We start from the raw sequence: 3333 nt of genomic DNA on the forward strand, positions 1-3333 counted from the left end.
GAACAGGGTGATCGTGTGCGAGCGGCAGTACCTGCCGGTGGTCGCCGCGGCAGGCGTCGGCACCAAGCTCGAGCACGTCGTCTCCGTCGACGGCGGCCCCGAGGGCACCGTGACTCTGGCCGACGTGGAGGGAGCCGGTGACCCGGGCTTCGACTTCGACAACGCGTGGCGTGCAGTCGGACGCGATGACGTGCTCACGCTGATCTACACGTCCGGAACGACCGGACCCCCGAAGGGCGTCGAACTCACACACGCCAACCTCTTGACCAACATCGCCGCAATCATGGAGTTGACCACCGTCGACGAAACCGACCGGTTGGTGTCCTACCTGCCGGACGCGCACATCGTGAACAGGTATATGGCGCACTACCTTCCGGCGGTGAGCGGTGCGGCCGTGACGACCGTGGCCGATACCAAGGCGCTCGTCACGACACTGCCCGACGTGCGTCCCACGCTCTTCGTTGCGGTACCGCTGTTCTGGTACAAGGTCACGGCGGCGCTGCGGGCTGCGCTCGACGCGCAGACCGGGGTGCGCGGCAGGTTGGCTCGGTGGGCCGTCGACGTCGGCGGTCGCCATGCCGGCTTCACGGCCCGCGGCGCGACGCCGCCCACCGTCGTCAAGGCTCGGGCGTTCGTCGCGGAACGGCTGGTGCTGCGCCCACTTCGGGAGCGGGTCGGACTCGGCGAGGTCCGGATCGCGGTGTCCGGCGCCGCGCCGATCGCCGCGGAGACACTCGAATTCGTCCTCGGGCTGGGATTGCCGGTGTGCGAGGCGTGGGGTATGTCGGAACTGTCGGCGCTCGTAACCGTCAACCCACCCGACGGTATCCGGGTCGGCACCGTCGGCAAGCCAACTGCCGGTGTCGAGATCGCCGTCGCCGAGGACGGTGAGCTCCTGGTGCGTGGACCCGGTCTCATGAAGGGATACCGCAACGACCCGGTGCAGACGGTGGAGGCGATCGACCCCGAGGGGTGGATGCACACCGGGGACATCGGCGCCTTCGACGACGACGGGTACCTGCGGATCGTCGACCGGAAGAAGGAACTGATCATCAACTCCGGCGGCAAGAACATCTCGCCGACCAACATCGAGAACCACGTCAAGTCCGGCTGCCCACTGGTCGGGTCGGTGGTGGCGATCGGGGACCGCAGGCCGTTCATCGTCGCTCTGGCGACACTCGACCCCGACGCGGCGGCGGCTCGTGCCGAGACACTGAGCGTCGACGCCTCCGCGGCCGCGTTGGCGGAGCACCCCGAGGTGATCGACGAGGTCCAGCGCGGTGTCGCCGCCGCGAACGCAAAGTTGTCGCGCGTGGAGCAGATCAAGTACGTGAAGATCCTGCCCGTGTTCTGGCACCCGGGCGGCGATGAGTTGACGTCGACCGCCAAACTCAGACGCAAACCCATCGCCGAGAAGTACGCAGCCGAGATCGACCGCATCTACGACGAGGCCATGAGCGGCTAGACCACCCAGATTGCTTCTGCCGCAGGGTTTCCCAAGTCGACGGTGGTGGCCGGTGGATGCGAGCCGCCGTGAGCGTCCTCTGAGTTTTCTACGGCCACCGAGATCATGCCTGCGAAGTCACGACGGGCGACCACGCGCAGCCGCGAGTCCAGGCTGATGCCGACGCTGTCGAAGTACCGGAGCATCTCGGGATCGGCGTCGGAGATGCGCGCCACCGTGCCCGCATCGCCGTTCTCGCACACCGACAGCTGGCGTGCCGGCGGCGTGGGAACCCGTCCATCGGCGGCGGGGATCGGATCGCCGTGCGGATCGCGGGTCGGGTATCCAAGTTTGGCGTCGATGCGCATCAGCATCCGGTCGGACACCGCGTGCTCGAGGATCTCGGCCTCGTCGTGCACCTCGTCCCAGCCGTAGCCGAGCTCGCGCACCAGAAAGGTCTCCATCAACCGGTGGCGGCGCACCATCGCCAGCGCCGCCATGCGTCCGGCCTCGGTCAGGGACACCGCGCCGTACTTCTCGTGATCGACGAGACCCTGGTCGGAGAGCTTGCGGATGGACTCCGACGCCGTGCTCGCGGACACCCCGATGCGCTCGGCGAGCATCTTCGTGCTGACCTTGTCGACCGACCACTCCTGCGCGGTCCAGATGACCTTCAGGTAGTCCTGGGCAACTGACGACAAGTCGTTGGTGCCGTCGCCGGGGTTCATATCGTCGAAGTTTAGGCAATCCTCTGCGCATCCGGGCATCTAGCGACACCGGCGGCCCCGGCGCGTCGTAGGCTTGCCCCCGTGCAGCGCTGGCGGGGGCAAGACGAAATCCCCACGGACTGGGGCAGATGTGTCGTCACGATCGGTGTGTTCGACGGTGTCCACCGCGGCCACGCCGAGCTCATCAACCATGCGGTCAAGGCGGGCAGATCCCGTGGGGTGCCGACGGTTCTGATGACGTTCGATCCCCACCCGATGGAGGTCGTCTTTCCCGGCAGCCACCCCGCCCAGCTGACCACGCTCACCAGACGAGCCGAACTCGTCGAGGAGATGGGTGTCGACGTCTTCCTCGTCATGCCGTTCACCTCTGACTTCATGAAGCTGACGCCCGAGCGCTACATCCACGAACTGCTGGTGGAGCGGTTGCACGTCGTCGAGGTGGTGGTCGGCGAGAACTTCACCTTCGGCAAGAAGGCCGGCGGCAACGTCACCATGTTGCGCAAGGCCGGAGAACGATTCGGGTTCGCCGTCGAGAGCATGTCCCTGGTGTCAGAACACCACAGGGATCAGACCGTCACCTTCTCGTCGACCTACATTCGGTCCTGCGTCGATGCCGGTGACCTCGTCGCGGCGGACGAGGCTCTCGGTAGGCCGCACCGCGTGGAGGGTGTGGTGGTGCGCGGTGACGGGCGTGGCAAGGGGCTCGGATTCCCCACCGCCAACGTGGCGCCCCCGATGTACTCGGCGATCCCGGCCGACGGCGTCTACGCGGCGTGGTTCACGGTCCTGGGCCACGGCCCCGTCATGGGGACCGTCATCCCGGGTGAGCGCTATCAGGCTGCGGTGTCCGTTGGCACCAACCCGACGTTCTCGGGCCGCACCCGCACCGTGGAGGCCTTCGTCCTCGACACCCAGGCCGATCTGTACGGTCAGCACGTGGCCGTGGACTTCGTCGCGCGCATCCGCGGTCAGGAGAAGTTCGACTCGGTGGACGATCTCGTCGTCGCGATGGAGCGTGACACCGCGCGGGCCCGCACGATCCTGTCCGCGCAGTGACGATTCGGTCCACGCGCTGACCCGCTGATACACTCTCCGGCGACCCAGTGCGCGCTGCAGTTCGCGGCGGCCGCTGCTGAAGTTCATCATTCGCGAACCCATGGA

Annotated in this window: 3 protein-coding genes; 2 read left to right on the plus strand and 1 reads right to left on the minus strand. The window is 67.1% G+C overall.

The window, feature by feature from the left end; translation table 11 throughout:
* On the plus strand, positions 1-1465 hold a 1465-nt coding region (locus ACRDUX_RS20690), incomplete at its 5' end, for an AMP-dependent synthetase/ligase (RefSeq protein WP_526416001.1).
* On the opposite strand, the gene mntR is transcribed toward ACRDUX_RS20690, so the two are convergent.
* Positions 1462-2172, minus strand: coding sequence for a manganese-binding transcriptional regulator MntR (gene mntR / locus ACRDUX_RS20695; RefSeq protein ID WP_526416003.1), 711 nt, complete (start codon positions 2170-2172; stop codon positions 1462-1464). The genes ACRDUX_RS20690 and mntR overlap by 4 nt on opposite strands.
* A gap of 81 nt (positions 2173-2253) precedes the next feature.
* Here mntR and ACRDUX_RS20700 point away from each other — a divergent pair, with 81 nt between their 5' ends.
* On the plus strand, positions 2254-3228 hold the full coding sequence (locus ACRDUX_RS20700) for a bifunctional riboflavin kinase/FAD synthetase (protein ID WP_526416005.1): 975 nt from the start codon (positions 2254-2256) through the stop codon (positions 3226-3228).
* The last annotated feature ends 105 nt before the right edge of the window (positions 3229-3333 follow it).

This window comes from Mycobacterium sp. (assembly GCF_050701675.1).
Classification (GTDB): domain Bacteria; phylum Actinomycetota; class Actinomycetes; order Mycobacteriales; family Mycobacteriaceae; genus Mycobacterium.

Bases quoted from the DNA above. Each gene is read 5' to 3' on its own strand.
- mntR (WP_526416003.1), bottom strand. From the start codon at position 2,172: ATGAACCCCGGCGACGGCACCAACGACTTGTCGTCAGTTGCCCAGGAC.